Origin of the sequence: Streptomyces sp. NBC_00631 (genome assembly GCF_045206895.1) — a bacterium.
Classification (GTDB): Bacteria; Actinomycetota; Actinomycetes; order Streptomycetales; family Streptomycetaceae; genus Streptomyces.
Window position 1 is genome coordinate 1,274,021 of the sequence record NZ_CP107734.1, and the last position, 23,945, is coordinate 1,297,965.

The 23,945-nt window shown below is 68.8% G+C and carries 20 protein-coding genes; 6 read left to right on the forward strand and 14 right to left on the reverse strand.

Features of this window, described 5'->3' with window-relative positions:
* The first annotated feature begins 47 nt into the window (after positions 1-47).
* Both OHB00_RS06050 and OHB00_RS06055 read left to right on the forward strand, forming a co-directional pair.
* Positions 48-794: an SDR family NAD(P)-dependent oxidoreductase gene (locus OHB00_RS06050; protein ID WP_406431999.1), complete on the forward strand. Its 747-nt coding sequence runs from the start codon at positions 48-50 to the stop codon at positions 792-794.
* A gap of 70 nt (positions 795-864) precedes the next feature.
* Positions 865-1,923, forward strand: coding sequence for an RNA polymerase subunit sigma-70 (locus OHB00_RS06055; RefSeq protein WP_406432001.1), 1,059 nt, complete (start codon positions 865-867; stop codon positions 1,921-1,923).
* Between the two features lie 192 nt (positions 1,924-2,115).
* Here OHB00_RS06055 and OHB00_RS06060 read toward each other — a convergent pair whose 3' ends face one another.
* Positions 2,116-2,592, reverse strand: a complete 477-nt coding sequence (locus OHB00_RS06060; RefSeq protein WP_406432003.1) for a hypothetical protein — start codon at positions 2,590-2,592, stop codon at positions 2,116-2,118.
* Between the two features lie 171 nt (positions 2,593-2,763).
* Here OHB00_RS06060 and OHB00_RS06065 point away from each other — a divergent pair, with 171 nt between their 5' ends.
* Positions 2,764-7,938, forward strand: a complete 5,175-nt coding sequence (locus OHB00_RS06065; protein ID WP_406432004.1) for a CHAT domain-containing protein — start codon at positions 2,764-2,766, stop codon at positions 7,936-7,938.
* A 105-nt stretch (positions 7,939-8,043) separates the two neighbouring features.
* On the opposite strand, the gene OHB00_RS06070 is transcribed toward OHB00_RS06065, so the two are convergent.
* From OHB00_RS06070 to OHB00_RS06085, 4 genes are all read right to left on the reverse strand, one after another.
* Entirely contained in the window at positions 8,044-8,568 is a 525-nt protein-coding gene (locus OHB00_RS06070; protein WP_406432006.1) for a peptidylprolyl isomerase, read from the reverse strand.
* Positions 8,569-8,881: 313 nt separating this feature from the next.
* Positions 8,882-10,081: an amidohydrolase family protein gene (locus OHB00_RS06075; RefSeq protein ID WP_406432008.1), complete on the reverse strand. Its 1,200-nt coding sequence runs from the start codon at positions 10,079-10,081 to the stop codon at positions 8,882-8,884.
* A gap of 28 nt (positions 10,082-10,109) precedes the next feature.
* Positions 10,110-11,225 (reverse strand): MAB_1171c family putative transporter, encoded by a 1,116-nt coding sequence (locus tag OHB00_RS06080; protein ID WP_406432010.1) that lies wholly within the window; start codon positions 11,223-11,225, stop codon positions 10,110-10,112.
* A 3-nt stretch (positions 11,226-11,228) separates the two neighbouring features.
* On the reverse strand, positions 11,229-11,765 hold the full coding sequence (locus OHB00_RS06085; protein ID WP_406432012.1) for a hypothetical protein: 537 nt from the start codon (positions 11,763-11,765) through the stop codon (positions 11,229-11,231).
* 700 nt (positions 11,766-12,465) lie between these two features.
* Between OHB00_RS06085 and OHB00_RS06090 the strand changes: the two genes are divergently transcribed.
* Positions 12,466-12,906: a pyridoxamine 5'-phosphate oxidase family protein gene (locus OHB00_RS06090; protein ID WP_406432014.1), complete on the forward strand. Its 441-nt coding sequence runs from the start codon at positions 12,466-12,468 to the stop codon at positions 12,904-12,906.
* Between the two features lie 241 nt (positions 12,907-13,147).
* On the opposite strand, the gene OHB00_RS06095 is transcribed toward OHB00_RS06090, so the two are convergent.
* The 5 genes from OHB00_RS06095 to OHB00_RS06115 form a co-directional block, all read right to left on the reverse strand.
* Positions 13,148-13,705, reverse strand: coding sequence for a GNAT family N-acetyltransferase (locus OHB00_RS06095; protein WP_406432016.1), 558 nt, complete (start codon positions 13,703-13,705; stop codon positions 13,148-13,150).
* Complete coding sequence (locus OHB00_RS06100) at positions 13,702-14,931, reverse strand: Tat pathway signal protein (RefSeq protein WP_406432018.1); 1,230 nt, start codon at positions 14,929-14,931, stop codon at positions 13,702-13,704. The genes OHB00_RS06095 and OHB00_RS06100 overlap by 4 nt, the downstream gene beginning before the upstream one ends.
* Before the next feature lie 538 nt (positions 14,932-15,469).
* Positions 15,470-15,778: a transposase gene (locus tag OHB00_RS06105; RefSeq protein WP_360903365.1), complete on the reverse strand. Its 309-nt coding sequence runs from the start codon at positions 15,776-15,778 to the stop codon at positions 15,470-15,472.
* Positions 15,779-16,190: 412 nt separating this feature from the next.
* The gene (locus tag OHB00_RS06110; protein ID WP_406432020.1) at positions 16,191-17,165 is read right to left on the reverse strand and encodes an NmrA family NAD(P)-binding protein; all 975 of its coding nucleotides are present in this window, start codon (positions 17,163-17,165) and stop codon (positions 16,191-16,193) included.
* A gap of 67 nt (positions 17,166-17,232) precedes the next feature.
* Positions 17,233-18,048: an oxidoreductase gene (locus OHB00_RS06115; RefSeq protein ID WP_406432022.1), complete on the reverse strand. Its 816-nt coding sequence runs from the start codon at positions 18,046-18,048 to the stop codon at positions 17,233-17,235.
* Positions 18,049-18,138: 90 nt separating this feature from the next.
* Between OHB00_RS06115 and OHB00_RS06120 the strand changes: the two genes are divergently transcribed.
* Positions 18,139-18,663: a TetR/AcrR family transcriptional regulator gene (locus OHB00_RS06120; RefSeq protein ID WP_406432024.1), complete on the forward strand. Its 525-nt coding sequence runs from the start codon at positions 18,139-18,141 to the stop codon at positions 18,661-18,663.
* 25 nt (positions 18,664-18,688) lie between these two features.
* Here the strand turns inward: OHB00_RS06120 and OHB00_RS06125 are convergent, their stop codons facing one another.
* The 4 genes from OHB00_RS06125 to OHB00_RS06140 form a co-directional block, all read right to left on the reverse strand.
* Positions 18,689-19,258, reverse strand: a complete 570-nt coding sequence (locus tag OHB00_RS06125; protein ID WP_406432026.1) for a TetR/AcrR family transcriptional regulator — start codon at positions 19,256-19,258, stop codon at positions 18,689-18,691.
* A gap of 191 nt (positions 19,259-19,449) precedes the next feature.
* Positions 19,450-20,748: a DUF3533 domain-containing protein gene (locus tag OHB00_RS06130; protein WP_406432028.1), complete on the reverse strand. Its 1,299-nt coding sequence runs from the start codon at positions 20,746-20,748 to the stop codon at positions 19,450-19,452.
* Entirely contained in the window at positions 20,745-21,875 is a 1,131-nt protein-coding gene (locus tag OHB00_RS06135; protein WP_406432030.1) for a 4Fe-4S binding protein, read from the reverse strand. The genes OHB00_RS06130 and OHB00_RS06135 overlap by 4 nt, the downstream gene beginning before the upstream one ends.
* Before the next feature lie 547 nt (positions 21,876-22,422).
* The gene (locus tag OHB00_RS06140) at positions 22,423-23,115 is read right to left on the reverse strand and encodes a MerR family transcriptional regulator (RefSeq protein ID WP_406432032.1); all 693 of its coding nucleotides are present in this window, start codon (positions 23,113-23,115) and stop codon (positions 22,423-22,425) included.
* 190 nt (positions 23,116-23,305) lie between these two features.
* Here OHB00_RS06140 and OHB00_RS06145 point away from each other — a divergent pair, with 190 nt between their 5' ends.
* Positions 23,306-23,920, forward strand: coding sequence for a DUF6230 family protein (locus OHB00_RS06145; RefSeq protein ID WP_406432034.1), 615 nt, complete (start codon positions 23,306-23,308; stop codon positions 23,918-23,920).
* Positions 23,921-23,945: the final 25 nt, after the last annotated feature.

Below are 23,945 nucleotides of genomic sequence, written 5' to 3' on the forward strand. Positions count from 1 at the left end.
GCTGGTCTTGATTGGTGACCGAACCCGACCAGCACTGTGGAGCCCCCATGTCAGATCTCACCCGGATTGCCGTCGTCACCGGTGCCGGCCGCGGCTTCGGGCGCGCGATCGCCGCCGCGCTCGTCGCCCAAGGCACCCGCGTCATCGGCATCGCCCGTAATGAGCCCGAGCTGCGCGCCGTCCGCGACGAACTCGGCGAAGGCTTCACGCCCCTCGCCGCTGACGCCACCGACGAGGCGCTCGCCGCGAAAGTGATCCGCGCCCACGGTCCCAGCCTGCTCGTCCTCAATGCCGGGGCTGTGCCGCACATGGCGCCCGTGCAGGAGCAGACGTGGGAGACCTTCAGCCGCAACTGGGAGGTCGACACCCGCCACGTCTTCGCCTGGACCGGTGCGGCCCTGCGCGAGCCGCTGGCCCCGGGCAGTGTGGTCATCTCGATGTCCAGCGGCGCCGCGCTCGGCGGCTCCCCGCTCAGTGGCGGGTACGCCAGCGCTAAGGCCGCCGTCCGGTACCTGCAGCAGTACGGCGCCGAGGAGTCCGAGCGGGCCGGGCTGGGCATCCGGTTCGTCACGGTGCTGCCGGACATGACCCCGGTCGGCGGGGTGGGCGACACCGGGGTCACGGGCTACGCCGCGCGCGTGGGCGTCGACCGGGAGACCTTCATCGCGGGGCGGCAGCCGATCCTCACCCTGGAGCAGGTCGGCAAAGCCGTCGTGGAGCTCGCCGGGAACCCGGACACCGGCCCGGAGTACCGGCTCGGCGGCGCCGGGCTGAGCCCGATCAACCGAGCCTGAGCCCGATCAGCCGAGCCACCGCCCACCGCTCGCCTACAGTGGCCCCGCCGCACCCCGAAGAGGATCCGCGATGCCGACGAACGCCGAATTCACCGCCCTGGCCGAGCCGTTCCGGCCAGAGCTGCTCACGTACTGCTACCGGATCCTCGGGTCGATCCACGATGCCGAGGACCTGGTCCAGGAGACCTACCTGCGGGCGTGGCGGGGGTTCGACGGCTTCGAGGGCCGGTCCTCGGTGCGGCGGTGGCTGTACAAGATCGCCACCATGGCCTGCCTCACGGCCCTGGAGACCCGCTCCCGGCGCCCACTGCCGTCGGGCCTGGGCACGCCCTCGGACGACCATCGGGTGGCGGTGGCTCCGCGCGAGCCGTCCGTACCGTGGCTCCAGCCGGCGCCCGACGCCGCCCTGCTCGGCACCGGCGACCCGGCGGCGATCGTCGCCGCGCGGACGAGCGTGCGCCTCGCCTTCGTCGCCGCGCTCCAGTACCTGTCCGCCCGCCAGCGCGCCGTACTGACCCTGCGCGACGTGCTCGGATTCCGGACGGCCGAAGTGGCCGAGGTCCTGGACACGACCACCGCGGCCGTGGACAGCGCGCTCCGCCGCGCCAGGGCCCGGCTGGCCGAGGCTGGACCGGTCGTAAACGACCTGGCCGAGCCGGACGAAGGGACCCGGCGAGATCTCCTCGACGATTATGTGGACGCCTTCATCCGGGCCGACCCCGACGCGCTGGTGCACCTGCTGCGGGCCGACGTCGAATTGGAAATGCCGCCGACCCCGACCTGGTTCACCGGCCGCCGGGCCGTCCTCGGCTTCCTGTCCACCCGCGTCCTGCGCCCGAACCTGTGGCGGATGACCCCCACCCACGCCAACGGCCAGCCCGCCCTCGTCGTCCACCACCACGCGGACGACGGCCGCTACGCGCCCTACGGGATCCAGGTCCTGACCCTGCTCGGGGACCGCATCGCCCGGATCACGTCCTTCAACGATCCGACCCTGGTCCCCACCTTCGTCCCCGACCGCATCACCCGCACCTGCCCGCAGGGGGGGACGAGTACGCAGTGTGCAGGAGATCCGGGAAGACGACCCGACGCCGAGCGACGGACGGTCTCCCCGCGACGATCACCGTGATGACCTGCGCGAGCACCCCAACGACGTGTCACACCAGGCCCGGTGACTTGCACGAATCACGATGAAACATCCTCACTGGACGGAACTCTTATCGAGGTGCGTCCGCCGCAGGCAAGGAGCGAGACCGCGAGCTCACTCAGTCGCGCCGTCCAAGGTGGCGTTGCCGTCTGACACCGACACCGACCGGCTCACTCAGGTCTCCACACGCTGCACGTCCGCGACGGAGCCCGCCGGGTCCAGGGTGATCCTTACGCACCGGCCATCGGACAGATCCACAGTCACGGACCAGCCATTGGACTCGCGCGTCGCGGCCCGTACGCCGGCCTCGCCTTCGACGGAGTAACCGGCGATGTCGGCTGCCCGCAGCGCTTGCGAGGTAGCGGCCTCGGCGGACGGCAGTGGTTCACTGCGATGGGAGGCCCGCCACCGGTCCACGAAACGCCGCGTCGCCAGCAGGCCCTCCCAGGCGGCAGCGCCGAGAACGCCATCCGCCATCACCTGAGCCAGGTTCAGCAGGTCGTGGGCTGCCTCTGATGCTCCCAGATCGGCCGCGCCGGCCCGCTCGTAGGCCGTCATGCGCAACTCGTCGACCACGTCGGGGTCCGGCAGGTCGTCGTCGCTGCGGGCGAACAGCACCACCGCGTTGTCCCCCGGGACCAGTTCGATCACGTGGATGACAGGAGCGGTGTCCGGTGTCTCACGTACCAGTTTTTCCGTCATTTACCGAAGTCCCCCTCCGTGACAGGACTTTGAGCGTACCGTGATGCTCTTCGTGCCGGGGGGACGCACATGAAGTCGCCGGGGAGACAATGGCTGAGGCCGCGGCGGGACGCGCGGACGGTGTTCGCCGAACCGTGGCCGTACTGGATCGTGAACGCGGTACGCCACTGGGGGCTCGACGCTGTCGTGCTGGCCGTTGCCGCTGCGGTCGGCGTGTGGTGGTCCCGCGGGCCGGGCGGGGCCGATCTGCGTCTGACCGACAACGACTCGGCCGACAGCTTCCAGCGGATTCTGCTGGCCCACGACGTCTCCCGCTACTACCCGACGTTGGTGGGGCTGATCCTGTGCCTGATCCTGCTGCGGACGGGGCGCAACGACCGTGGATCCAAGAACGGACGGCTGCCCGGGGCGATATACCGGGCTCCGACCGTCGGCCTGGTGGTGCTGGAGTCCTCGATACCCCTGGCCAACGCGTACTTCCTGCCCGGCAGCGTGGTCCAGCGGTTCGCTCCCTGTGCCGCCGCCGCGGTACTGGCATGTGCCGCACGGCTGGCCGTCTACGGCAGCATGGGTGGCCAGGCCGTCACCGAGGGCGGGTTCCGGCCGCCGCGCTCGGCCTGGTGGCGACTCAGGACCCGGCGGTTGGTACGGCGCACGGTGTACGTCGACCTCGGTTCGCAGGACGCCGCCGAGGCGGCCATGGCCGCGTTCGCCGCAGCGACGGCGGAGTTCGCGCGTCACGGCAGCCGCGAGGGCGTCGCCTGGTGCGTCGCGGCTGAAGTCGGGTACCACCTGCACGTCAGTGCCCTGGACAGGGCGGAGGAACTCCTGGAGCAGGCCGGCAGCGGCGCACTTGCGGCGGCCGCCGGCCGCGACTGGCCGCTGGCCGCCGAGCCGGCCGTCCTGACCGCTCACGCCTTTTTCCTCCAAACGGTCGGCGATGTCGCCGGGGCGCGGCAGCGTTTCGACGAGGCCATCAGAACCCTGCGCGCGAGGGGACGGCGGGTGCCGCCCAGGCTGGCTGCCCAGAGCGCCGCCGCACGCGCCATCGGGCCAGACGGCATCGGCGTCGAGGAGGCGGGGTCGGCGCGGCTCGCCCGCCTGGTGTGGTTCCGCCAGCCCTCCCTGGTGCTGCGCCACGTCTTGGTCCGCGCCCGAAGACTGGCCGAGACGGACCCGGACAGCGCGCTGCTCCTCGCCGAGCGGATGGTGTGGCTGGCCGGCCTGCTGCCCGAGCGGTTCTTCTTCTCCGATCTCAGCAGCCGTGAGGCCTCCCTCCTGGTACGGACGAGGGCCGAGTTCTGCGAGCTCACCGGTGAGATCGACGCCGGGCTGCTGAGGACCGGTGACGCGGTCTACGGGTACCTGACCGCCGCCGGTCTCTATCAGTCCCGGCGCTATCGAGCGCCCGAAGGAGTGGCGCTGGTCCGCGCCGCTCTCGCCGCCCTGGCCGGCACGGATCCGGCGGCCGGCCGTGAATCTCTGCAACTCGACCTGCTGCTGCGCGGGCTGCGCATGCTGGAATACGACCGGGGTCTGCTCAGGGAACGGCGCCACCGTTCCGCCATCGCCGGCGACCGCAACCGCCTCTACCGCGACGTCTTCGCAACGCTGGCCCGCGACGTACGCCGCGAACACCACCGGGCGGCGGAGATCGCCCTGTGGCTGATGGAGTCACTGCACCGCAGCGCGACCGCGGCCACCATCAAACGCGGCCTGGACGCCGCGACCAGCCCGGCGCTGCGCGACCTGCGACGGCGCTACGAACGTGCGGAGTCCGCAACTCCGCACAGGTCCGCGCCGACGGGGTCGGAAGAAGGCGATCCACCCAGCGCCGACGATGCCTCCGGCGAGCAGTGGGCGCGCCTGCGCACCGACATCAGCGCCGAGTTCTCCCGGCAACTGGCCGAGGCCCTGGTGCCGGACCCGGTACACCTGGGAGACATCGGTGAGCGCCTGGGCGGGCGCCTGGCGCTGTACTACCGCTGCGAGCGCACCGCGGACGCCTGGTGTGTCACCTGCGTAGCGTTGTTGCCTGACGGTCCGCACCTGGTGCGCCGGGTCCTCACCCTTCCCGGAGCTGACGACCCCTCGGCCTCCTTCCGCCTGCATCCCGCGTTGCTGCTGGACGCGCTGCACTCCGGCGGGCACGACGCCGTAGCGCGCGTCCACCGCTCTGCCGTCCTCAGCGCGCGGGTCTGGCACGAACTGTCCGAGGCGCTACTTCCCAAGGTCTTTCAAGAAGAGCTGGAGCGGTCGGCCGACGCGGCGGATCCGCCGGTCGTCGTGATCGTGCCGGACGGTCCCCTGTCAGCTGTCCCCTTCGCAGGGCTGCCGCTCAGTGCGGGGATGCCTCTCATCGAGCGGTCGGTGCCCGTGTGGATGCCGAGCCTCGACATGCTTACCGACGAGACCACGCCGTGCCGCACGGCGAGCGAACCGGCGCAGATCCTGGTGAACATCGGGCAGCCCGGTTTCGCCGAGGCCTTCGCCGGCGCCCGTGCCCTGGATCCCCTGGTCGGCCATGTGAGCGTCCGGGACACCTCGGGACGGGATGAGTTCATCGGCGGGCTGCCCAAGCTGTCCCGCGACGACGTGGCCGTCGTCTTCCACCACGGCCTCCCGGCCGACACCCGCGTCGACCAGCACGTCCGGATGAACGACGAGCGGATTCTCTCGGCGACCACCGCGTGGAGCCTGCGCTGGCCACGCCAGGTCATCCTCGGCTCGTGCTGGTCGAGCAGCCTGACCGTCGCCACCGGTGAGGAGCCGCTGGCGATGGCCACCGCCTGCCTGCTGGGCGGGGCCGGCAACGTGCTGGGGGCCCAGGCGCCGGCGTACACACGGGAAGCCGGGCGGCTGCTGGCACAGGTCACCATCGCCACCGTGCACGGTACGCACCCCGCGGTCGCGCTGCGTTCGGCCGTACTGGGGCTGCGAGCGGACGGCCAGGCATGGCCGCCTCCTGCGAACTGGGCGAACCTGGTGGTGTGGACGACGCAGCCACCCGCCGCACCGAGCGGCGAGCGGGCGAACCCACGGGCCTGGCGTACGGCGTGGAACCTCGCGCAGAGCCGTGCCGGCGGACTCTTCTCTCTCCGTAGGACACCCTCCGTCGAGGACCTGCTGAGCCCAATACCCGACTACGACCCCAATCGGCAAGGGACGTTCAAGACGTCGACGACGATGCGGCGCGTGCTGAGGTGGGCCAGGGACGCCTACGGCGATGTGCCCTTCACCACCACGGAGTTTCTCACCGCGACACTGGCCGCCGACGCCGCGGACTGGTCTGCCTTCCTCGCGGACGCCGGGCTCACCGGTCGGCCACCGGCTGACACCGATGAGACGACGGTCCGGGGGGACACCGTGACGTGGCGCGACGGGGAGAGCTTCGCGTTCAACGAGCCGCTGGACGCAGCCTTCGAAGTCGCCAAGCGCCTCGCCGGCTACCGCGGCGACACAGAAGTCGCGCCTGCCCACGTCGTCTACGGCCTCATCGCCCACGAGGAGAACACCGCCGCCCGCTGGCTGGCGACCGGCCGGAACGGAGCCGCAGCCAGCCTGCGCGACCTGCTCGCGCGTCACATGCTGCCCTCCTTCCTCCCCGCCCCGAAAACCCTCCCGCCCACGCCGCAGCTGCGCCCCGCCGCACCGGCACCCGTCCCGGTAGGACTGGCCCGCTCCGACCACCGGCTCGCCGTCGACGAGGACCTCCTCGCAGCCGTCGCGGCGGCCGTCACCGAACGCGCAGGCGGGGTGCTGACCACCACGGCGTTCCTGCGCGCGGCCGTCCGCCACGACTCGGACGTGCACGCCCACTTCGGCATTCCCATACGCGCCCCCGAACAGGAGGACGGCACCTGGACGCCGACCCACCGCGGAGGCCGCGGCCTCGCGCTGACCCCGACCCGCGTCGTCACCGTCAGCCCCCGGATGGCCGAGGCGTACGAACTCGCCCAGCGCCTGTGCTTCCGGCTCGGCCACACACGCGTCACCATCGCGCACGTCGCCGCCGCCGTCCTGGCCGTCGAGGGCAGCGGCGGGGCCCGCTGGGCGCGCGCTCGGTCCACCGCTCCCGCCACCGCCTCGTGCTCCGCCGCCGTGGCCGCGCTGTTCTTCGGCGCCGAGGTCGAGGAACCCCTGCAGAAAACACGTGAGGAGGACTTCGTCTTCGGGCCCGTACGCGACGTGTTGCTGCTCGTGGGGATGGCCGCGGCGGCCGCACTGCACTGGTGCGTGAAACGCGGCGGGCGGCTGCTGCTCGGGTTCGCCCTGTTGGCCGCCGTGGCCACCACCGCGGCTCTGCACACCGCGAACACTGCTCCGCCCAACGCCCGAACCCTCACCAGCGCCGCCGGCACGGTCACCGGCGACCTCCTGACCGCCGACGGCACCCGCTACCCCGCGGTGCTGCTCACTCCCCTGTCCGCCGTGTACAGCTCCCCGGTGGTCCAGGGCAAGGAGAACCTGCTCAAGGCCACACTGCGGCCCAAGACACCGCACGCACTCGACGGGTGGTACGCCTTCGCCGTACCCACTCCAGAGCACGGGCGACGCGACGGCCCCGCCCGGTTGTCCTACAAAGGCCGTTCCGTGCCGGCGATCCTCCACTGCGGAGGGGTGATGGGCGGTGTCCTCTGCATCGCCGAAGCCCGGCTCACCGGCCGCACGGCTCCGGGCGGCTTCCGCTGGTTCTTCAGCGGCGTCTCCTTCCACGGCACCCACCCGGCCGCGGCACTGCTCCTGACCCGGACCGGCGGACACACCCGGGTCGAGGCAGGATCAGTGAGCCCGGTGCACATACAGAGCGCCACCGGCTCCTTCGACGTGCTGGCAGCCCACAGGGCCACGGCTCGGCCCCTGACCGGGCTGACACCGGTGGTCCTCGACGGACACAGCGACCGCCTCCCACTCCTCGGCCTCGCCGAGCCGGCCGGATCCGCTCAGCCAGCAAAAGTCATCCCACCGGACCTCCTTACCCTGTACGCCGGCGGCGTCGCGGACACCCGCGCGGGCCCGGTGCCCGGCGCCGTGGCCTCGGTTGGCGTGCACTTCACCGGCGCGTCCGGACCCGCGCCGCTCACGGTATCCCCGGTTCTGGGAGGCCCAGCCGACATCGCCGGCATACGCCTTGATGACAGTCTCGTCAGCGTCGACGGCACGCCGGTCGCCAACGTCAAGGATGTCCAGGCTGCAGTCCGCAGCCACCGTCCCGGCGATCAGGTTCGGGTCACGGTGCGCAGGGCCGGCCGCCTCCTGACGGTGACGGTCAGACTGGGCTATCTGCCGGCCTGACCCAACGCCAGTCGGCGCAGGGACCGCCGTCAGGTAACCACTCGACGGCACTGTGACCATGCAACGGCTGAGGAGCCACTGCGTCCATAGCCGCGTGGGATGGACTCAGGCCTGGTGTCGGTGGATTTCGATGAACTGGACGACGACATCCGTGATGGGACGGCCGTTGCTGCCGGTAGGGATCTTCGCGATGGCGTCGACGACCTCTTGTCCCTGAACCACTTCACCGATGATCGTGTGCCGGCCATTGAGATGCGGCGCCGGCCTGAGGGTGATGAAGAACTGCGAGCCGACGGAGTCCGGAGCTGCGGTCGTCATGGCCACCATGTACGGCCGTTCGAATGTGACAGCCGGGTCGATTTCGTCCGGGAACTCCCAGCCCGGTCCCCCGGTGCCGTCGCCTTGCGGATCGCCTCCCTGGATCATGAGGCCGGCGACCACACGATGGAAGATCGTTCCGCTGTAGAGCGGCCCGAAGCCCAGTTCGCCCGTCCGTGGGTCTCGCCACGTCCAGGTCCCCCGGGCCAGGCCACTGAAGCTCGCGACCGTCTCCGGCGCGGACTCTGGAAACAGCTGCACCACGATCTGTCCCAGCGTCGTATGCAACGTGGCGGTCAGCTCTTGCACCATGGACTTCCGTCCCGTCATCCGTGCCCCCGCACATGGAACAGCACAACTACACAGGTCAGCGCGAGGACACGCCAGCCGTACGCTCGAACGTCAGGCCCCGACGAACCCCCGTCCAGCTCGGCTGCGGCCGCTCGGAGTCGGCGGAGGGCGGCCGACGTACCATCACCGCCGTTCCCCGGCTGGGGACTGACTGCCTACGGCTCGTCACCGAAGATCACGATGACGGCCATCGTCATCGCGTTGGAATCGGCGGACGATGACGGCGGCTCAGCTTGGCCAGGACCGCCCTCCGTGAGTCCGGGCGCCGAAGGGGTTAAAGCTGATCGGTCCCAGAGCCTGACTCGCGCACCTGTCCGGCAGCGATCACCGCGCGAATCTCCTGGAGTGCATCAAGGTCGGTCAGCGGATCTCCGCCGACGACCAGCAGATCGGCACGGAAATCGGGGGTGATGCGGCCGGTCGAGCTGCCGAGTCCCAGAGCATCGGCCGCGTGGACGGTGGCCATATCGATGATCCTTTCGTTCGTGATGCCCAGGTGCGCGTAGAACGCGAGGGCGGGTACGAGCGATCCGTCGAACCCGGTCCGCTGGACCCCGGCGTCGGTGCCGGCGATGAGTTTGACTCCGGTTTCGGCCATCTCCTGGACCTGCCCGAAAAGGACCTTCGCCCGCTCCTCGTCGAAGACACGCGGCACCATCTGCCAGTGGGGGCTGACAGCCGGGCAGACGGCGATGCCCCGATCGGTGATCTTCTTGAGTACGTCTCGGCGCAGGCCGAAGCCGTCCTCCGTCATCCAGGAACAGTGCTCGATGGTGTCCACACCCGCGTCCACGACCGCCGAGATACCGTCCACCCCGTGCGCGTGCGCAGCCACGGGTACGCCGGCCTGGTGCGCCTCGTCCACCAGAGCGCGCAGCTCGTCCGTCGAGAACTGGCTCTGCCAGCTCTTCGGCCCGTCCTTGGTCAGGCCGCCGCCGGTCGCCATGACCTTGATCACGCCGGCACCCGCCGCCAGGTTGCGCCGCACCAGGTCGCGGACTGACGCCTCGCCGGAGACCTCGCCGCCCAGGAAGTAGCAGTGGCCTCCGGGCGTGGTCAACGGGGTGCCCGCGGACACGACACGAGGCCCAGGTGTGTCGCCGCGGCCGATCTCCTCGTTCAGACGCAGAGCCAGGTGATTGCGGTCGCCCAGGTCCCGAACGGTCGTCACACCGCTGCGGACGAGTTGCTCCGCGCGTCGGCGCATCTCCGACAGGAGGTGCTCGTCGTCCGAAGCGCGGAGAGCGGCCACCGGGTCGCTGCTGCCGTCGAACACCAGGTGGACGTGGGTGTCGATGAGCCCGGGAACGACCGTCGCCTCGGGAAACGCGAGGTGCGTCTCGTCCGCGTCGGCACGGACGGCGAGCTGCGTGCGGGGTCCGACCGCGGTGATCGTGGCGCCTTCGACGAGGATGGCGCCGTCCTCCAGGTACATCCCGGAACCGGTCAGGATCCGGTCGGCCGTGATCAGCATGTCGTGTCGTCTCCTCGTTCTCTCGTGGTCACGCGGTCAGCCGGAGTACGTCCGAAACCGCGATCAGCTGACGGACGTCCTCGTCCCGGTCTTCCCCCTTCGGCATCGCGAGGGCGACAGCCGGCCCCGGTGCCGGAACATCGTTCTTGATCATGTCGGCGGCGACGCGCAGACGCTGGGCCAGCTGAGCGGGCTCAAGGTCCAGGAGGTTCACGTCTTCTCCCCTGCCCACCACGTAGGGGCTGATGTCGACCAGTCCGTCCCGGCACTCCACTATCCGGCGGTGGTACCGGCGGTGGACACCACGGGCCCGCCACCGATCCCAGAACCCCAACGAAGCGGGACCCAGGTGGTTCTGGGGATAGACCTCGAACAGGAGCTGCCACAGGGGGGCCAGCCGACGGTGATCGCGTCGCCGACGCAGCCACAGCCGCATGGCAGTGGCCCTGGCGCGGGCAACCGAGTACGTGACGCCCGCGGCGAAGAGGAGGCTGGACACGACCAGCAAGAGCGACGCGTAGGTGTTGACCCGATACGGCACAGAACCACCGCTCCACCGCACGGTGACGAAGACCGCGCGGATCGCGGAGGCCGCGGCCATCCCGACCAGGCCGATCGCGGCCATCCACAGGCCCGTGGCATGCGGCCGGCGTGACATGCGCGCGTAGGCGGCCGACCACCATGCGGCGGCACCGATCGCGTACATCAGGTACAGGCCGGCGACGGTGTAGAAGAGGAAGATCTGGGGGACCGTCATGTCCACGGTGACATACGGCTTGCCGAGTTCATCCCGCGGCACGGTCACGGCGGCCAGGGTGATCCCCACCGCGACCAAGGCCATGACGACGCCTTCCCACCGGGCACGACGACGCGCTCCCGGCCCGTCCGCCGAGTACAGGTAGAAGCACATCAGGAAGTAGACCGCCAGCAACAGCAACAGGTTCTGGGCGAGCCGGGCCATGCCGTGCCCGGCGAGGGTGTCGATGCCGCTGGCGCCTCCCGGCATGGCCGCCGGATACGACAGCCCCATGAACAGGAAGGCGAGTGCCACCGACCGCGTGGGAGCGTCGTGCGGAGCACGGATCCACAGGTAGAGCCGCCACGCGACCGCGACAGCGATGATCAGCAGAAGGTACTTCGCCACGACCTACAACCACCCTCGCCGATCGCCCAGAGCGGACTGAACCCGACGCACTCGCGGGTCCTCCGACAACGGAGGAAGCGCGTCCACCACCGAGGACCACTCCAGGATGATCGTGGCCGCCAGCTCGACCGAGCACTCCTCCGCGTCCTCGTACGAGCATCGGGCGGCGACCCGCCGGATCAGCTTGGGGTCCAGGACGGGCATCAGGACTGACCACTCCTCGACGAACTCGTCCCGGGACTCCTCGGCGGCGTCACGGCCTTCCTCCCATTCATCGACGAGGATGTGGAGGAGTTCGTGCAGGATGATCTGCCGCTGGTGCAACGGAGTCGTCTCCTCCTGGTAGAGGATCACGTCCGTCTTCGGCATCTCGACCCACAACCCTGAAGGACCGGGCTTCTCCAGCGCGAAAGGACGCAGGACCATCGGACGTCCGCGCCGCTCCCCCAGCGCCCTGGCAAGCTCGTCCACGTCCAGAGGCGCGACGATGCCGAGGCTGCGCAGCTCCTGCCGCAGGCGTCGGTGCAGGCCACGCTCCACAGTGCGCTTCTCGGCCGTACGCCACCGCCCCAGCCGTCGGCGCCACGCCCGTCCCCTCACGGGAACCGTAGATTCCGGCTCGCCACGGCGGCTTCCTCCCGGAGACATTGCGCAATCCCTTCGTACCAGCCGACAGGGCTCGCGCTCGAGCCGTTCGTCAGCCCCACGGGTCAAAGACGTTTCTGTCCCCGGGGCGGCGCTCATGAAGGTGATCGCAGGCTCCGAGACCGGAACCGTCCGCGTGCGGGCCAGCCGAAGCGATTGGGCTGCGAGGGCGTACGAGCCCCCCTGGACGCACTTGATCGCAATAGCGAACGGAAGTCAACCGATCGGAGCCTTTCGAGGTGGCTCCGGGGAACCTCTCGGACCTTACGCGACTCACAAAAGATCAAGAACCGAAGGGCTCTCCGTGCGGCCATGAAGGCGACTGAAAAACACCTAACCGAAACGTATCAAATCATCCCATCCGATGCATCGACCAAGGCCCCGAGCCGCCCGTTACCCTTCCGATAATTTTGGTCACACCCGTCCACCCATCCTGCGGTTTCGTTATCATTTCGAGATAATTTACCTTGGGGCGTTCCACCTATACAGGGCGCTATCTGCCCATACTGTGCAGACCGCTAGCGTGTCGCCATCGAGATGTGGAGTTGTCACGGGTGCGCAATTCCGCTTACTCAGCCGCGTTACCCTCTTGGCCATGTATGCGGATAGATCGAGCCACCCACTGGGCTACTCAGAGTTTTGGAATGAGCACCATTTGTGCACACTGACAACTCTCCGCCCTGATGGAAGCCCTCATGTAGTACCCGTTGGCGTGACCCTCGACATTGATGCGGGCATCGCACGCGTTATCACACGCAAATCCAGCACGAAGGTCGCCAACATCCGGGCGTCCCGGCCCGGTGAAGCCCATGTGGCTGTCTGCCAGGTCGACGGAGGACGCTGGGCCAGCTTGGAGGGCACAGCCGAGATCCTCACCGGCACTGCTGCGGTGGCAGACGCTGTCACCCGCTACGCCGACCGATATGGACGAACCCCGGCGCCGGATCCGGAGCGCGTCGTCATCGAAATCACGATTACTCGGGCCATGGGACTGGCTAGCCTTTCCCAGCCGACGCCGTCAAGGCGCCCTGCCTGAGCAGATAGTAGGCGGTCGGCGCGCGTCGCGGCTGCGCCGCGTCCATGACGAGGACGACAGGGCACGAACGGGGGCCCACCCCCACTGAGGTGTGGCCCGTGCAGGGGCGATTGTGGGGGCCTCACGGCAAGCGGAACCCTGATTTCCCAAGAAGTGACCGATGCCCCTCCGACGCTGTCGGCAGTACCGCGCCAGCGGGGCTTGTCTCCTGGTGCAGCCGCCGCGCGGTCGGCGGGACGTCTCAGCTCTGCTTGACGGGGCGCAGCATCACGGAAAACACGGGAGAGTCCGCGAAGGGCTTCTGGTCGCCGATCTTGCGATAGCCCCATGCCTCATATACAGCCTGCACGGCCCCGTCTCCGCTCGCCGGATTCACGAGGAGTGTCACCCGCTGTTCCGCCCGGTGGGTCAGCCACGCTTCGTGGAGTTGCCATGCGACACCTCGGCCCCGCCAAGGCTTACGAACCACGATCTCGTTGAGTGCGACGGTACGCTTTCCGTCTTCGGTGGTCGTGTCCTCGGACAGTGGCGTGAGCATGCTGTTCCACCACCTGGTGTCGGGTGCAAGGGTGGTGCCGAAGCAGAAGCCGACGGGCTCACCATCCTCGTAGCCCAGCGCCGCAGTCCAGCCGGGTCGGGACGCGTAGGACGACAACCGCTCGTCGAATCGGTCGACGTCGTAGAACGGGCCCGTGAGTCCGAAGTCGCGGTGTCGGACCTCAACGTGGATGTCGAGTATCTGTTGCCGGATCTCGGGGAGGTCCGCAGCAACGAAGTGCTTTACGTCGACCGTACTCACAGTGATTTCTCTCCTTCAGTGAAGCGCTCTTGCCACTCGATCACGAACCCTGCCCCGGGGGCCAACCGGCGAAGCCCGCGGTCGAATTGGCGGAGAAGCCTCCTGTTCCTTCCGGCCATCAGCGGTTCGCCCTCTTCTGGCAGGAGGGGCAGCGCAGTGGCCACGGCCTGGTCCGCCTCGCCCTGTGCGAGTTGGGCCAGCGCCAGTTGGACGGAGTAGTAGGTGCGGTTGCGGTGGAACTCTGGGCGGAGCAGCGACAGGGTACGGTGCAGACGGGCCTCGGACTCGTCGTGCCGACCGATCCGCCCCATGACGAGGGCGGCCAAACCTTCCAGTTCAGCGCGGTCGAAGAAGGACATCCAGGCAGGTCGCTGCTCTTCGAAGTCAGCCTGCTCGTACGTCTGCTCGGCATGGGCCAGGGTGCGCAAGGCTGCGGAGTCCTCGCCCGCCGCGGACTGGATCCCGGCGAGGCGTGCGCTGGCCAGGGAGCGGAAGAGGGCGTCGCTGCGGCACACGTGCGAGCGCCTGCCGGCCTCCGCCGCCGCCAGGGCGTCATGCATGTGCCGCTGCTGGAAGGCGAGCAGGGCCGCGTGTCCCCACAGCCGCATCTGCATCTCGCTGCTGCCCGCCATACCAGACAGCGTCATAGCCTTGTGCAGGTGTCCTTGAGCTCGCTGGGGCTCCTGTGCCTCGACGGCGGCCCAGAGTGCGGTGCCTGTGAACGCGGCAGCCAGGTAGTACAGACGGCGGCGGACGCGGGCGCTGGCCTGGCCCACTGCTTGCAAGTCCAGGGCGTGCTGGGCGTGTGCCAGGGCACGTGTCTCCAGCCGGATGCCGGTACTGCTGCCTTCGTTGTCGCCCTTGACCAGCTCGGCGAAGTTGCGTTCCAGCCTGTCGGCGTCACTCATGCCCAACCGTGCCGATCCGTTGGAAGGGACCGCGGGCAGAAGGGCGGCGGCGGTCAGAGACGCCGTCGCTGTCGTGAAGGTCCGTCGCCGCACTGGGTCCTCCGAAGGTGCTCGCTCTCGTGCAGCGGGAGGGACGAAGCCCAGTTGCTCCGCTGACACGCCGAATTCTTCTTCGAGAACGGCGCGTTGTCTTGCCTGCGGCCAGCGCGTTTTTCCGGTTAACCAGTTCCGGACGTGGCGGTCGGTGAGCTTGCCGGGGCGGCCCGTCAGTGCGCCGAGCCTGGTGTTGAGTCGGTCCGCCAGCTCGGCCTGCTTCATTCCTGCCTTCTCCAGCCGAGCTGCAAGGTGCGGGTTCCCCGTCATGGCGTCAAAGTAGCTGTGTCCACCGACCCTGAGCATCCTCGTCGGTAAAAACTTCCGGTCGTACGCCAGCGAAGCCTCAGCGGAATTGCCTGTCCACCGTCGGTAGTTGGGCGGTTACCTGTGTGAAGCAGGCGCTCCCCGCGTGATCGCTGGAGGGGCCCGCCATCGACAGGAAAACGTCCGCGCAAGGCGTCAGCGAAGACACCGTCATCGAGGGGGTCCAGTGAACGGCACAGCAGCGTTAGCACAGGAAGCACCCCCGGTCCGTCCCAAGAACCCGGATGTCCCGCCGTCGACGTGGGAGTGAGGTGCCCCCGGCGGTGTGGACACGCTGACAATGGATCTTGAAGATCCGAGGAAGGGTGTCCACACCGCCGGGGGCACCTCACGGTGTCGGTGACCGGCTTGTCGAGCCAGCGGTAGTAGGGCTGTCTGGCGAGCTTCAGCACCCGGCACGTGACCGCCACGGGCGTCCCGTTTGCGGCCAGCTCCTTCACGAGCGGGTAGACCCTTTTCCCGGCAGATGTGCCTGCGACAGATAGGCCGCGGCCCGCCGCAGAACCTCGTTCTCCTGCTCCAGCAGCTTGATCCGCCGCCGAGCTTCCCGCAGCTCCGCGCTCTCCTGGCTGGTCACTCCGGGCTTGGCGCCGTCGTCGATGTCCGCCCGGCGCATCCATTTCCACAACGTCATCGGGTGGACCCCGAAGTCGGTGGCCACCTGCTCCACGGTCACACCCGGGCCGCGGTTCCTCGCGACCCGCACGACGTCCTGGCGGAACTCTTCGGGATAAGGCTTGGGCACAGCGACATCCTTTCCACCCGCCCTACGGGGCAAGCCAGTTCAGATGTCACCCGATCGTGCAGCAGACCCGGCGACACTCACCATCTCCGGTCACGCAAGGTGCCCACCCAGCTGGTCAGCACGCGGCGGCGGGCCAGATTTGGGCGGCGGACTCCAGCAGCCTCACCGCTCGCCTCCTCGCCCGCGACCACAGGTCCGCTACAGTCGGCGCACCACGGTGTTCCAGCCACGGCACCTGCACCTGATCACTTGGCCACAGCCACTGGCACGAGCGCCCTGCCCACGGCGTTGCTCTGCACCGCGCAGGGCGCACTCGCCGTATTCTCCAGCCGGATTGAGTGGAACCGGAAAACCGGACGCGCTCAGCGCAACGGGTTCGGCGACCGACTTCATCGCTGGGCCGCTCAGCGGCTCAGGCCGCCGCCAGCTTCCGGATGCGCGGGTGGTTCTCGAGTGCCCACCGCACGGTCTTCGGCGGGCGTCCGAGCAGTTTTTCCAGCTGATCGGTGGTGCCGCGGTACCCGCCGCCGCCCATGAGCCGGGTCAGAGTCTTCAGGTGTTCCGCGGTGTGCGGGAACGCCGCCAGTGCGGTGTCGACGTACGTCTCGTTCCAGGTTTCGACATCTTCGGGAACGTAGGTGACCGGGCGTCCCAGCACGGCCGCGTAGTCCTCCGCAAAGCCGTGCATGTCCTTCAGCTCCGGGCCGGTGAGGTCGTAGGACTTGGAGATGTGCGGTTCGGGGTCGGTCAGGATCTTCACGCACAGTTCCGCCACGTCGTACCCGGCGATGGGCGCGAGCCGGTGCCCGCCGAAGGGCAGGCGCAGTTCGCCCCGGCTCAGCGGCTCCAGCGCCAGCCACGTCATCAGGGGGTTCTCGACGAACATGGCTCCGCGGATATTGACGGTCGGCAGGCCTGACCAGTCCAGCACCTGCTCGGCGACCCAGTGGGCCCGTTGCTGCGGCGACCAGTTGGCGATGAGTCCGCCGAGCCACGCACGCCGTTCCCTCTCCGACGCGGTCATCTTCTCGAAGGTCATGAACGACTGTTCGTACTCGGAGATGTTGACGAACACCTCGATGTCGCCCTGGGCCCGTGCCGCCGCTGCCATCAGGCTGACAGCGTCGGTGTAGTACGGCGACAGGCTCATGCTGAAGTAGATGCGCCGCACCCCCTTCAGCGCGGCGGTCACATCGGCGATGGTCAGCAGGTCGCCGATGAAGACCTCAGCGCCGACCTGGCGTAGCGATTGGGCGCGCTCGTCGTCCTGGCGTACGAACGCCCTTACCGGGTGGCCTTGTTCAAGCAGCATGTCGACCATCGTGCGGCTCACGCCGCCGATTTCGCCGGCGGCACCGGTGATCAGGATGGGATTGCGCTCTGGCATCAAAGTGTCCTCTGTGTGGTTGAGATATGCCGACTGTTCGGAAAGGCCATGGGGTGGCCGTCCTGTGTCAGCCGACCAGGTGGTTCATCTTGCGGATCTGCTGGTCGAAGACCCCAGCGGGAGCGAGACGGCGCAGGACGCGCGCGCGCCGGGCCAGGGGGCCGGCCGTGTAGCGCGGCTTCGGCCTCGTGTCGGTCGCAGCCGTGACGATCGTCTGGGCAACGACGCTGGGGGCGTCGCCGTTTCTGACGGCCTCCGCCATGACGCGGTCGACGGCCTGCCGCTGCTTGGCGTAGGCGTGCAGGGGGGTGTCAGGCTTCGCGCTGTTGGCCTCGAATCCGGTCCTGGTATAGGCGGGTTCAACGATGAGCGCCCGGACACCCTGGTCACGGACCTCGTGGTCCAGGGACTCGGTGTAACCCTCGACCGCGTGCTTGGAGGCGGCGTAGGCGGCCATATAAGGCTGGGGCAGGAACCCGAGCACGGACGAGATGTTGATGATGCGCCCGCGTCGCTGGGCGCGCATGTGCGGCAGAACCTCGTTCACCATGCGCATGACCCCGAAGACGTTGGTGTCGAAGATGACCTGGGCCTGGTCGACGGAGGTCTCCTCGGCCGCGCCCGTCGAGCCGACGCCGGCGTTGTTGACCAGGACGTCGATCCGCCCGAACCGCTCGCTCACCTCCTGGACCGCGGCCGCGGCGGAGGCGTCACTGGCGACGTCGAGGTCGAGGAACGTCACGCCGTCGAGCGGGGTGACGCGTGAGGTGTCGCGGCTCGTGCCGACCACGGTGAATCCGGCCGCGAGCAGCGCCAGCGCGGTTTCCTTCCCGATGCCGGAGGAGGCGCCCGTCACGAGTGCCACCCTCTGGTCTGTCGTCATCATGGACTCCGCATTCATTCGAAACCGATCAGTTTCCAGTACAGTAAACCGATCGGTTTCGAGGTGCAAGTTCGCAGAGAGGATGACGCCGTGGGCAGGACAAGTGCGCTGGAGAGGCACGAGCACGTCATTCGGGCGGCGATCGCCGAGTTCGCGATCAAGGGCTACCGGGGCACCACAACCGCGGCGATCGCCAGGCGAGCCGGCATCACGCAGCCGTACCTTTTCCGACTCTTCCCAGACAAGAAGACGGTCTTCGTCGGCGCTCTGGTACGAAGCACGGAAGACACCCGCCTGGCTTTCGAGAAAGCCGCCGACGGAGCGGAGGATCCCGAGCGGGCACTTCGGGCAATGGCGGACACTCACGCCCACCTGATGTCGACGCGTCCCGAAGTTCTCATGATGCAGATGCAGGGGTACGCCGCCGTGGCGGCCGCCGAGGCGCTGGGTGATGACCTAATCGGCGAGGTCGTCCGGGCCGGGTGGATGAGCATCTGGGAAACCGTGCACCGGCCACTGGGCGCCGACGCCGACAAGACCGCGAGCTTCCTCGCCTGCGGCATGCTGGGAAACACCTTGACGGCCCTCGGGCTTCCTCCAGGCGCCGGGCGCTGAAAGGCCACCCCGAAATGGTGACGCGTCAGCGCAGGCCCGCCGCGTCGAGCAGGATGGTCACGGTTGGCGCGAGGAGCCCGGTCAATTTGTCGGCTCCGATGCCGGCGCGGGCGCTGGCGCCGTCGAATACAAGGCTGAGCTGTCGGGCCAGCAGGTCGGGATCGCCCGCCCCGCCCTGCTCCGCCTCGCCGCGGAAGAAGCCAGTCAGATTCTCCTTGACCTGGTGGGCGACCCGGCTCGCGGGGTGACTCTGGTCCTTGAGTTCGATCTGCACGGCCAGGTACCGGCAGCCTCGGAACTCGGGCGCTCCTGCCTGCGATTCCACCTGCTTGAAGACGTGCAGGATCCGCTCGCGGGGCGACCGGCCGTCGTCCGCCGCAGGGAGGAGAGTTGCCACGTAGGCGGCGGCGCGCTCCTTCAGGCTCACCGCCAGGAGTTCGTCCTTGCTCTCGAACAGCTGGTACATGGAGCGCTTCGACACTCCCGCCGCCTTGCACAGTGCCTCGACGCCGATGTTGACGCCGTCTCGGTAGGTGAGCGTGGCCGCCGCCTCCAGCAGGCGCTCCCTGGGGCTCAGTTTCACGTCGGTGGTCATACCGCGAGGTTAACTCGGAACCAGCGAAATGGAAACCGACCGGTTTCAGGGGTCCTCATGGAGAGGCCCGGCAACGGCCTGGGGAAGGGGCCGTCGCCGGGCCATGATGGTGTGCGAGCCTGTCGTTCCCGGCAGGGCGACACACACCGGGGGCCACTCCGAGTAATGGCCCGTCCTGGGTGACCCTGTCGTTATGCCGGTACGGCGTTCTTCTCGGCCTTCGTCTCGGCCGGGATGCGGTGCAGCCCCTTGCGGTCGTACCAGCCCAGTACGCCGAAGCCGAACAGCACGGCCGCCATGAAGCCGGCCGCCATCATGACCCAGCCCCGCGTCAGACCCGCGTCGCCCTGGGCGCCGTAATACAGAATCGAGCGGACGCCGCCGGTGATCTGCCGCAGCGGCTCGAACTCCGCGAGGAACCGGTAGAAGCCGGGCAGCGCCTCGATCGGGGTGGTGGCCCCGGCGGTCGGCACCGCCATCCCGATGAAGACCAGCGTGACCACCAGCATGCCGGGCGTGCCGAAGACCGCGAGGAGGGTGAGCGCGCCGATCCCGGAGACCGCTATGGCACAGACCGAGTACAGCCACAGCAGGGCAAGGTGGGAGGCATCCATGCCCATGATGCCGACCGCGCCGGCCATGACCAGGGTGCCCATCAGCAGGGACAGTCCGGCCAGGACGGTGCTGCTGATGGCGAGGGTCTGGACCCGGGTCGCCCTGATGAGCGGACGGTGCAGACGTAGTGGGCCCATGTCGTTGTGGGTGTATCCAAGGGCGTGGTCGACCTGGCCGCTGATGACGTTGGCGGAGAGCATGCCGACGACCACGAGGGTGAGCGCGTAGTAGAACGCCGTCAGGCCCAGGCCGCTGTGGGAGTCGAGCGGGTGGCCGTCCTCGACCGTCACGGTGGCCGGGTCGGCCAGCAGGAGGCGGGCCGCGGCGGGCAGCTTGGCCTGCACAGGCCCCGCATGAGCGATCAACTCCTTGCCCACCTGCAGCGAGGCGTTGGCTGCCGCCTGGGTCGTCGCCGTCCGGGCCAGACCGGAGCCCAGGCTGCCGGCCGACTGGTTGGTCAGAACCGTAAGTGTCGGGCGGACCGGGGTACCGGTGGGCGCCGTGCCCGTCAGGGCGGTGATGGAGGAGGTGAAGTCGGCGGGTACGACGAGCGCGCCGAACAGCTTGCCTTCGCCCAGCTCCTCCTTCATTTGCTTCTCGCCCATCACCTTCCAGTCGATCTTGTCCCCGCTCGCGGTCGACCTTTTGACCGCCTCGGTGATCTGAGCCCCGAGGTTGACCTGCTTGCCACCGGCAGCGGTTCCCGTGTCGGCATTGACCAGTCCGACCGGCAGCTCCTTCATGTGGCCGACCGGGTCGATGTTGGCACCGACGTAGAACACGGCGAACAGCAGCGCCAGCACCCCCGTTATGACGCCGTTCGCGATCCACAGAGGTCTGGCGCGCAGCGCCCGGAAGGGGTGAGTGCCACTCATGACGTACGTGCCTCTCGATCGATGGACGCTGAACGCTTCGCCGGGGGCTGCCAGCCACCGGTGACTTCCTTGACGGGCTTGTGGGGAAAGCGGCGCCGGGCGTACTCCTGCGCGTGGGAGCCCGGCAGCACGTACAGGGTTTCCTTCTTGTCCTGAAGCGGCCGCAGCACGGTGTCCATGAACGTCTTGCGGTCGTCCAGGTACGGGCCCAGGACGTCCTCACCGGCGGGGCAGACAGCCACGCAGTAGCCGGACTTGTAGCCGGGAGGCGAGCTCAGGCTCTGCCACATGGAGGCGCTCTCGGAATCGCTCACCCGTGAGCGGTAGTCGGCCGCGTCCTCGCTGTCGGCCACGGTCTGCGCCCAGTCGGTGAACCCGCTCATGAACTCGCGGTAGTTGTGCGTGGTACAGGCCAGAGCGTCGAAGGCGCCGTCCTTGGCGATGGCGCCGACCGGGCAGGCGGCGACGCACAACTTGCAGTCGATGCACGGGTTGTAGTCCAGCGCCTGCCCGTACTCGCTCACCTCCGCGTCCACCAGGACCGTCACGAGCAGGACGAAGCTGCCGAACTTCGGGTGGATGACATTGCGGTGCAGGCCCATCACACCGAGCCCGGCGGCCACCGCGACCGTCTTGTGCGCCACCACCCAGATGCGTTCCCTGGGAAAGCGGTCCATCTCCTGGGGGAAACCGACCGACGGATTGAGCGCGCGGTAGCCGGCGTCCTGAAGCGCCCGAGTGACGCTGCGGGCGGCATGGTTGGCCTGTTCGTCGGCCTGGTGGAACTCCTGGTTGGCCACGCTGCGGGCCGGGGAGCGGCAGTTGTCGCGGTTCATCCGGACCGCCATCGCGATCAGGGTGCGGGTGCCGGGCAGCGCGGACTGCGCGTACTCACGCTCGCCGGCCAGGTCGGGATGGTCCAGGCTGACCGCGGCGGCGTCGTCCGCCCCGGCCGCCAGGCACAGCTCACGCAGCCAGGCCGCCTCGATCACCGCCGGCGGGCGTGTCCCGTCACCGGCCCTGCGCCGGGCGAGCACGGCCTGAACCGAAGGATGGGCGGCCAGCTTCGCCGGAAGCCTAGGAGCCGGAGCCGTCGGTTGCCCCTCGGCGTCACGCACGGCAGTCATCCGATACTCCTGGTGTTTCTGGTTCGTAGGCTCGCCTGCACAGCGAGAAACCGATCAGTCTCCCCACCGTAAACTGATCGGTTTTTTCGCGCAAGCCCGAACTACGGGTCGGCCTCGGCCTGCCCCTCTTCGAGGCACGCCTTGCAGTCGACGTTCGTCCGCGCCGTCGACGACAGGGCGTCCGGCCCCGCTCAACCCAGTGAGGGCCACCTCAGGGGGGCCGCCCCAGGGGGCGCCGATGCCCCGGGCGGCACCCTGCCGCACAGGGCATCGCGTCCCGCACGTTCCGGCCGGGACCGCCACCCCGTGAACCCCGCAGCCGACTCCCCGACGTCCCACCACCAGCGCCCGCAACGCCCACTTGTAGGCGTCGGTGACCAAGCCCCGGCGACACCATGAGGGAAACCAGGCCGTGAGCCGTTCCTGCCACGGACAGCGCGATGACCTCGGGGGTCGGACGCAGGACCGACCTGCCCGGCAAGTTGCCCGCGACGTACGGCGTCGAAGACCGGACGACCGCGAGCGAGGTGCGGGTGCTGATGAGGTCTTATCTCGCAGGCCGGTCTCCGCGTGCGCACGCATGGCGATCGTGGCGGCGATGGTTCGCGTCCTCCTGGGCCAGGCGCCGCAGCAGCCTGACGACCGGCTCGAACAGCACACTGAGGACCACCGCCCGTTCGGCGAGGGCGATCTGGTCATCGATCCCGTCGAGCTGCGCGAAGTCCAGGTCCGCGGTGAAGGTGGCGAGCCGTGCATAGGGGATGAGGTCGGCGGCCGTGTAGTCGGTGCCGAGGCGGCTCAGTGCCGCAAGGCTCTCGGCGAGCGCCGGACGGTGCGGTGAGGCGTCCGAGATCCGCCAGCCCATGTTCTCGATGAGCGCCTCGACCCTCGCCAGGGCCGTGACGGACGCCCCCTCGTCGGCGGCGTCCTGGGGATCCTCGCCGCCCTTCGCGCTCGTCTCCACGGAAGGAACGGGCAGGGCGTGATGGACGACCGCCAGGGTCTCGAATGCGTCCAGCGGCTGCTCGACCGCTTCGAGTACTTCCCGGGTGCGGGCGACGGACAGCCCGCCGAGCTGGATGAGGGAACGAATCAGACGGAGGCGCTGAAGGTGCTCCTCCTCGTACTCGACCGTGGTCGGGTTCAGTGCGCGCCCTTCGGCGAGCAGCCCCTCCCGTCGGTAGTACTTGATGGTCGCCACCGGCACCCCGGACCGTCGGCTGAGCTCCGAAATCCTCATGCGCTCCCTCACGCTCAACTGTCCTTCCAGTATCGCGTTACCGGGGGTTGCCCCGCCCAGTCCGATAGTGCCACTATCAGGCACTCGGTAGCGGAGCTATCGAGTGCCTCTCCGGCGTGCACTCCTTCGCACCCGGCCTCAACCCACCTCGTACGGCTCGACGTACGCCTCGACAATGGAGAAACTCACCATGTCCCAGCGCATCGGCAAGATCCACTGGAAGCGATTCGCCGTCGGTGCGGTGCCGACGGTGGCCGCCACGGCGGCGGTCGCCGTCTCCATGGCCCAGGGCGCGCTGGCCGCTTCATTCAGCATCTCCGGTTCCGATTTCAAGGTCTCGGCCGGGAAGCTGAGCGGCACCGGGTTCGGCAACTACGCCACGGTGGACGTCGCCAAGAACGGCAAGCACGTGCCCGTCGCCGTGTCGTCCATCAAGGACGCGCAGGTCACCGACATGTGCCAGTCCGTGCCGGTGGACATTCCCGTGCTCGGGACTTACACCATGACGCTCAAGGCCGGAGGGTCAGGCACGCCGGTCCACGCCAAGGACCTGTACATCGACATGACCGACCTCAAGGCCAAGAAGGGCACCTTCACCAACGTCGACATCGGTGTCGCCACCGGCGCCATGACCAAGGGTCAGGTCAACCCGAAGGACCACATCGATCCCAACGGGTACGCCCAGCAGGCGGACAAGGTCGAGATCATCGACGCCCATCAGACGGTCTGGGCCACGACCGCGGGCACGTTCGAACTGTCAGGCCTGCACATGAACATCGTGGCAGGCCGCCACGACTGCTTCTGACCTCACTCCTGCCCTCCCCTCTCCC

Bases quoted from the DNA above. Each gene is read 5' to 3' on its own strand.
- OHB00_RS06140 (WP_406432032.1), bottom strand. From the start codon at position 23,115: ATGAGGATTTCGGAGCTCAGCCGACGGTCCGGGGTGCCGGTGGCGACC.
- OHB00_RS06055 (WP_406432001.1), top strand. From the start codon at position 865: ATGCCGACGAACGCCGAATTCACCGCCCTGGCCGAGCCGTTCCGGCCA.
- OHB00_RS06130 (WP_406432028.1), bottom strand. From the start codon at position 20,748: ATGAGTGGCACTCACCCCTTCCGGGCGCTGCGCGCCAGACCTCTGTGG.
- OHB00_RS06115 (WP_406432022.1), bottom strand. From the start codon at position 18,048: ATGACGACAGACCAGAGGGTGGCACTCGTGACGGGCGCCTCCTCCGGC.
- OHB00_RS06135 (WP_406432030.1), bottom strand. From the start codon at position 21,875: ATGACTGCCGTGCGTGACGCCGAGGGGCAACCGACGGCTCCGGCTCCT.
- OHB00_RS06110 (WP_406432020.1), bottom strand. From the start codon at position 17,165: ATGCCAGAGCGCAATCCCATCCTGATCACCGGTGCCGCCGGCGAAATC.
- OHB00_RS06075 (WP_406432008.1), bottom strand. From the start codon at position 10,081: ATGCTGATCACGGCCGACCGGATCCTGACCGGTTCCGGGATGTACCTG.
- OHB00_RS06090 (WP_406432014.1), top strand. From the start codon at position 12,466: ATGTATGCGGATAGATCGAGCCACCCACTGGGCTACTCAGAGTTTTGG.
- OHB00_RS06100 (WP_406432018.1), bottom strand. From the start codon at position 14,931: ATGAAGCAGGCCGAGCTGGCGGACCGACTCAACACCAGGCTCGGCGCA.
- OHB00_RS06125 (WP_406432026.1), bottom strand. From the start codon at position 19,258: ATGACCACCGACGTGAAACTGAGCCCCAGGGAGCGCCTGCTGGAGGCG.
- OHB00_RS06145 (WP_406432034.1), top strand. From the start codon at position 23,306: ATGTCCCAGCGCATCGGCAAGATCCACTGGAAGCGATTCGCCGTCGGT.
- OHB00_RS06070 (WP_406432006.1), bottom strand. From the start codon at position 8,568: ATGGTGCAAGAGCTGACCGCCACGTTGCATACGACGCTGGGACAGATC.
- OHB00_RS06050 (WP_406431999.1), top strand. From the start codon at position 48: ATGTCAGATCTCACCCGGATTGCCGTCGTCACCGGTGCCGGCCGCGGC.